Origin of the sequence: Marinifaba aquimaris (assembly GCF_013328345.1) — a bacterium.
GTDB classification, from domain to species: Bacteria; Pseudomonadota; Gammaproteobacteria; order Enterobacterales; family Alteromonadaceae; genus Marinifaba; species Marinifaba aquimaris.
In genome coordinates, this window is the sequence record NZ_JABULX010000024.1 from 62,248 (window position 1) to 68,543 (window position 6,296).

Sequence of the window (6,296 nt, forward strand, 5' to 3'; positions counted from 1 at the left end):
ATACAACTCAAATTTAAGCACTTTCAGCTAGTATTTGATCTTCTATCATCTTTTTCATCAGGGCGTGGATACGATCAACAATATCGTGGATTTTATCATCGACGTGGGTTTGGTTGTTAGCTTGCCAATTAATGCCGGCGCAAACCCCTTCTTTTTGTAAACCGTCGACCCATTTGTCGACAAATGTTAACCACTGCACTTCTATTAGCTTAAAGTTTTGATAACCTGGCTCGGTCTGTAAAAAGGTTTCGGCTTGCGCCTGAGTTGACCAAAAAGGCATAGACAAAGTGTTGTCGTCATTTTTGGGTGTGGGTATTCCGTTATCATCCTCGATAGTGAATAAATGCTGACTTTCTGCAACTTCCAAGCAGAACTGTTCAATAACGACATCGGATTGATTCATAACTTCTCTTCACGTGGCTGTGGCGTTATTTTAAGTATAGTCAACAAACGTCATTGGCAAGGTAAGAAAGCGGTGTTATTAACCCAATTATCCATGTTACATAAATTGTATAAATCGAGTTTTACGATTAATGTGAAGTTGAGTATTTACAGACAATTTTGCCATTCTGGCACCGTTCAAAATTCTTAATAGTGAGTGAACTATTTTCATGCAACAACATGTTTTATTGGTTGAAGACGATGAAGATTTATGACAAAAACTGTCTCAATTTATTCAGGCATCCGACTTTAAAGTCGACAGGCTTAAAAGCGGTGAGCAAGTCATGCCATTTTTAGCTGAAAAAATGCCAGATATTATTTTGATGGATGTGCAACTACCCAAGGTTGATGGAGTTACCCTGACAAGGCAAATTCGTCAATCGAGTGAAGTACCTATCATTATGGTGACGTCTAAAACGGATGAGGTGAGTAGGCTGCTTGGCCTACAGACAGGGGGTGATGACTATGTGTGCAAACCCTTCTCTGCCCCGAGCTGATATTACGAATTAAAGCAGTATTAAGACGCACGTTAGCCGCGCAAAACCAAGAAACGCTCTCAACGGATATCAGGCTTGATGCTGATAAATTGCAAATCAGCTACTAAGATAAAACGGAGAAGCTCACGCTAATCGAATCCAATCTATTAAATTTACTGATATCTGCCCCGAACCGTATTTACAGCCGAGATCAAATTTTGACACTGGCTTATAACAGCGATCGCGATACCAGTGATCGCACTATCGATAGCCATATTAAAAACGTGCGTAAAAAACTTGAAAAGCTAGGCTTAGGCAAAGGTAAAGTTGAGTCGGTCTACGGTGTTGGTTATCGCTTTGTTGACTGTGAATAACCCAGTTATTACCAAATAAAACAGGTAAATCAAAAATATAAGACTTAAATTTAATCCCAGTTAACCTTAAGTCTGAATCTGCTGATGGGACATTACTTTAATGTTTAAAGAACAGGTACTTTTAATTCTAGTCATCAGCTTATCGCTGTTTCACACCGCACAAAGCTTGGCGCAAGAGCCAAGTGTGGCAGAACTAGAACAGAAACTAGCGTTAACAGCACCATTGTCAGAACAAAGACTACCGCTGATTATCGACATTATTAAGCAGATACGCAGAAGTGATCCCAAAAAGGCCGAAATGCTTGCCGAGCAAGGTTTTGACATACTCGAGCAACACGAATCCCCCAAATATCAGGCGTTATTACTCGGTTACCTAACAAAAATACATTTAGAACGCGGTGAAATGAGCACAGCAAAAGCCTTGATTGAACAAGGGCTAAGTGCGGCAAAGCGCTCTTCTGATAAAAAAGCTATTAGTATTAACCTATTCAATCAAGCCCTCTTGTATCAACTTACCGATAAACTCGTTTTAGCAATCGACAGCTATCAAGAATTAGAAGAAGTCTATCAAAACAGTAACAACAAAAGTGGACTGGCTGCTATTTATAATATCATAGGTAATATTCAAGATAAGCTGGGCAACTTAGATGATGCTTTAGCTTACTACCAAAAGGCATTACCGCTATATGAAAAGCAAAGCAACAAAACCCATTTTGCCAACACGATAATGAACATTGGGCAAATTTTCTTTTTGATCAATGACTTTCAGCAAGCTGAGGAAAACTACTTAGCCGGTCTTGCCGAAATCTCGAAAGCATCAGCCCCACTTAGTTGCCTTGAAGGCCAACATAGGCTAGGTATTCTCTATCAGGCACAAGGCCAATACGCCAAAGCTCAAGCGGTTTTAGAACAAGCAGTGCTAGTTGCCGCAGAATATGATTTAAAAAGCTCAGAAGTATCGGCATATTACGAATTAATTCGACTGGGAAACGAGTCCGATGACTTGGCATTGATGGTTAAAGCTATGAGAAGTGCAGAACAAATCATGGCCTCGCACAATAAACCCGAGCTAATTACCAGCAGCCACTACTTCAAAGCTTTAGTGGCTGCTAAGCAAGAAGATTGGCTAACAGCTGAAAAACACATTGATACCATGATCCGCGAAAAGGTTTACGAGTCACGCTATTTTGTAAACCAAGAAGCGCTCGATTTGGCTTATAGAGTGAAAGTAAGGTTAGGTAAGTTTGCACAAGCGAACGATATAAAAACAGAATCGTTTGAGCGCTATAAAGAACAGCAAAAAACCATTAAAAATACCCTACTCGCTCAATTTGCCGAGCTGTATAAAACCAGTGAAAAAGAGCGAAAGATCGCCGTTTTAGAAGAAGAAAATGCTCAACAACAATTAAAAGCTTTACTCGATGAACAAGAAAAACGCCAGCTTGTTGCCTTGCAAATTATACTCGCTTTAATATTTGTTGCGGTGTTCGTATTTGGTTATCAAAGAAGACGCGCATTGCAAAAAGAAGCCGATTTAACCAAAGCGCTGATGGATAATAAGAATCAAATGTTGGCCGATATTAGCCACGAGTTGAGAACGCCATTTAGCGTGCTTAAATTGCAAGTTGAAGCGCTGCAATACAATATTGAACAAGACACAGACAAAGCACATGAGCGACTACACAATAAAATCAGTCAGCTGACGAGCTTAATCGCCGATATTGATGAGTTAGCCCAAGCGGATGCCTTGGTATTAAAACTCAATAAACAACGTGTCGATATCGATCAATTTATCCAAAACACCGCGGGTGAAATGCAAGTTTTGGCTAAAGAAGCCGGTTTAGATCTCGTCCTTGATAAACATTTACCTCAAGGGTTAAGTGCCGAAATCGACTTTAATCGCATTAAACAAGTGATGACCAACTTAATTGGTAATGCAATTCGCTACACGGACGCGCCAGGACTGATTAACATTCACGTATCAACCAACAAAACCCATCTAATTTTAATTATTGAAGACTCAGCACCGGGCGTACCTCAAAATGAACTCAAAGCCATTTTTGAACGTTTGTACCGCGTCGATAAGTCGCGCAGTCGCATTACAGGTGGCACAGGGCTAGGTTTATCAATTTGCCGCAGCTTAGTAGAACTGCACCAAGGCAGTATTAAAGCAGAACAAAGTGAGCTAGGTGGGTTAAAAATTATTATCCATATTCCAATTAGTTAAACTTACCGATTAACGTTCAACAAACCCTGACCTTTTTCTCCATAATTACTGCAAATTGTTGTGCGATAAATTCAACCTTGGCTCCTTTTGTAAAAGCAAATGGGCCAAGAGAGTGAATTTCAGTATATTCACAGAGCATTATTGTGAAATACAGTCGACAACAAGGCACAGGTCACAACACTACGGTTATTAAGCGCAACGAAATTTATTTTACTGCCAGACACAACCACGTTTTTATTGGCGTATTACCTTGTAGCAAAGGGAAGCAGATAGAGATGTTAGAAGCCACTCAAAATGGCGAAATCATCATAGATGAGCAAAGCGGTGAATCTGCCTATATTCCCAATAATCAGTCTCAAGCTGTGCGCGATGGCTTTAATTATATAGAACGCGATGATGCCAATGGCGAATTGGTAAAACAGTCGATTGTTATCGACATCGAGTAATTCGTTTCACGGGTTTAAGCCCAAACAATGCGGGTACATTAACCGTGCCTTTACCTCATTTAATTAGCCAAATCTGCCGCTTGGTTTAAAAGAAAATTTCCTTATATAGCCAGTATTTACAAACATTAACAAAAAATTAACTGATTTTTGATTAGGAACAATAACAGGCCTAATTGTGCTTGTGTTACCTTGAACAAATCGTGCTATAACTAGTGCACATAATCTAATACAGCTTCTGTTCAGGGAGACAGCAATGAGACGATCTACATCAATACTAAGAAAACATAGAGCTAACGAACGCGTATATATTCCAAGTGACGCCAGTGACAGTCACTACATTCTTGCTGAAATTAAATTAACGGATCAATTAATTGAATCAGTAGCGGGTAGTATCGATACAAATGCTGAAAAACCTTACCAAACCTTCTATCAACAAATGGCTCACAAGATTTTTGAAACGGTAGAAGCTGAAGGCATTACCCATGTAAATATGGTTGCTAATAATAAACTTGTACGCGTGCGCTACAGTGACGAACAACAAGTTTTACATACCGAGCAACAGTCTTACTTCTTTTACAACCCGCTTCATAACAGCACCTTTAAAGGTTATTTCGACGGTGCAGTACGCGCGCGTAAAATCAAAATTTTATTCTTAGCAAAAGGCGAAGAATTACGCGTTAACTCGGGTAAATTCCATACCCAAGTCCACCAAGCGGTGACAAAATTATCGGAAAAACTGGGCTTAGAAAAAGGCTCAATTAAATTAAGAGATCACCAACATTTAACGTTTGATGTTTTCTCTCATGACAAAGGCCACAGAGAAACAATTACTCATCACTTTAGAGAAATTGCCGATCGCTACAAAGCTCAAGGTTATGAAATTAACCCAGAACATACCTCAATTACTTATGCAGCGCTGAGCGTACCTATGACTCGTCGTTTACTTAAAGGCACAGAAATCGATTATTCATCAACTGAGCCTTTCACGAAAGTTTACGAGAAAATAGAAGAAGCGTTTAAACAAGCTTGTGAAGATAGCGGTATCGACCAATCAGCGATGATTGCTAAACCGATTATGCCATTTGTTCGCTATGACGAGAACGAGCGAGCCGATATTCAAGGTGAGCTGCTTCACATTGGGGTTAACCCAGAAAATGAAGAAGGTCGCTTCTGCGTTCACTGGGATCCAAGTTTACTTGTCGATACCATCCGCTTTATGTTCTTTGCCGATGTGGCTGATGAGAACAACAACAGCTATGGTAAATTTGTTAACCAAGTCATCGATGCCACAGAAAATTTTGCTGACAATGTGAATTGGAAAAAAGAACAAGACGATTTAATTATCCGCGTTCACCAACACACAATGGAACAAGTTTAAAGCGCATTTTAAACTGATAAATAATCGTCAAAAGGCTACCTAAGGTAGCCTTTTTTGTTTTTTATCATCGAGTTTAGTTGCCGTTTTTTAAGCGACGTAATGTGATAATGGGCATAAGCCAGTGAAATAACCAATAAACTTGCAAACACAAAGATACGTTATAACATATCAAATAAGACACTATTACTTTGAGATCCAAATTCATCTTTCAAAGGTATTAAGTGTGAATATGATTTGGTAACCAAGATTAGGTAAACAATATGGATACTGATAATGACGTGATGGCCTTGATATCAGAACAAGAGCTAATCAAAATGCCTGAATCGGCATATATGAACGACGAGCAGCTTGCCTTCTTTAGAAACCTATTGATTGAACTTCACGATACAACTCGCGCGCGAATTAAAGAAGTTAAAGAAGAGATGTTAACCCCGCCTGACTTGAGTGATGAGGGCGACCGTGCGACATGGGAAGAGCAATGTCGTATTGCCATGCGCATTGTTGATAGAGAGCAAAAGCTATTGCCCAAGATTCAACAATCTTTAGAGCGTATTCGCTTAGGGCATTATGGCTATTGTGAAGAAACTGGCGAGCCGATTGGTATTCCACGTCTACTTGTCAGACCTACAGCAGAATATTGCGCCGATGTGAAAGTGCTTAAAGAGATGAAAGAACACATCTACAAAGAGTAACGACAAAGCTTTAGTAGCTTGACCCATCCTAGTATGGGTTGACACTTTTTTGATTAAAACGCCTGATGAATTTCATCGGGCGTTTTGTATTTTAAGGCCGAATGTGGCCTTTGTTGATTATATAAATCGACTGATTGTTTTACCATTTTCCTTGCCTCATTTAGGTTATTTGGTTTCATTAACAAGTATTCGTTTTTAAGAATACCGTTTACTCTCTCAGCCAGTGCATTTTGATAGCAGTCATAACCATCTGTCATTGAAC

The 6,296-nt window shown here is 39.5% G+C and carries 8 protein-coding genes; 6 read left to right on the forward strand and 2 right to left on the reverse strand.

All coding sequences use genetic code 11. The features are described 5' to 3' along the window. Positions 1-13 precede the first annotated feature (13 nt). On the reverse strand, positions 14-403 hold the full coding sequence (locus HR060_RS14360; RefSeq protein ID WP_174200987.1) for a DUF2750 domain-containing protein: 390 nt from the start codon (positions 401-403) through the stop codon (positions 14-16). A gap of 271 nt (positions 404-674) precedes the next feature. On the opposite strand from HR060_RS14360, the gene HR060_RS14365 reads away from it, so the two are divergent. The 6 genes from HR060_RS14365 to HR060_RS14390 all read left to right on the forward strand — a co-directional run bounded on the left by HR060_RS14365 (position 675) and on the right by HR060_RS14390 (position 6,034). After that, on the forward strand, positions 675-938 hold the full coding sequence (locus tag HR060_RS14365) for a response regulator (protein WP_343044241.1): 264 nt from the start codon (positions 675-677) through the stop codon (positions 936-938). A gap of 176 nt (positions 939-1,114) precedes the next feature. Next, positions 1,115-1,291 carry a winged helix-turn-helix domain-containing protein gene (locus HR060_RS14370; RefSeq protein WP_343044242.1) on the forward strand — a complete coding sequence of 59 codons (177 nt, stop codon included), beginning with the start codon at positions 1,115-1,117 and terminating at the stop codon, positions 1,289-1,291. A gap of 100 nt (positions 1,292-1,391) precedes the next feature. Continuing rightward, positions 1,392-3,518, forward strand: a complete 2,127-nt coding sequence (locus tag HR060_RS14375) for an ATP-binding protein (RefSeq protein WP_174200988.1) — start codon at positions 1,392-1,394, stop codon at positions 3,516-3,518. Between the two features lie 143 nt (positions 3,519-3,661). Next, positions 3,662-3,964, forward strand: coding sequence for a hypothetical protein (locus HR060_RS14380; RefSeq protein ID WP_174200989.1), 303 nt, complete (start codon positions 3,662-3,664; stop codon positions 3,962-3,964). 253 nt (positions 3,965-4,217) lie between these two features. After that, on the forward strand, positions 4,218-5,342 hold the full coding sequence (locus HR060_RS14385) for a DUF3083 family protein (RefSeq protein WP_174200990.1): 1,125 nt from the start codon (positions 4,218-4,220) through the stop codon (positions 5,340-5,342). A gap of 260 nt (positions 5,343-5,602) precedes the next feature. Beyond that, positions 5,603-6,034, forward strand: a complete 432-nt coding sequence (locus HR060_RS14390) for a TraR/DksA family transcriptional regulator (protein WP_217434941.1) — start codon at positions 5,603-5,605, stop codon at positions 6,032-6,034. Between the two features lie 53 nt (positions 6,035-6,087). Here the strand turns inward: HR060_RS14390 and HR060_RS14395 are convergent. After that, a partial coding sequence (locus HR060_RS14395; protein WP_174200991.1) for an integrase core domain-containing protein occupies positions 6,088-6,296 on the reverse strand: 209 nt, incomplete at its 5' end.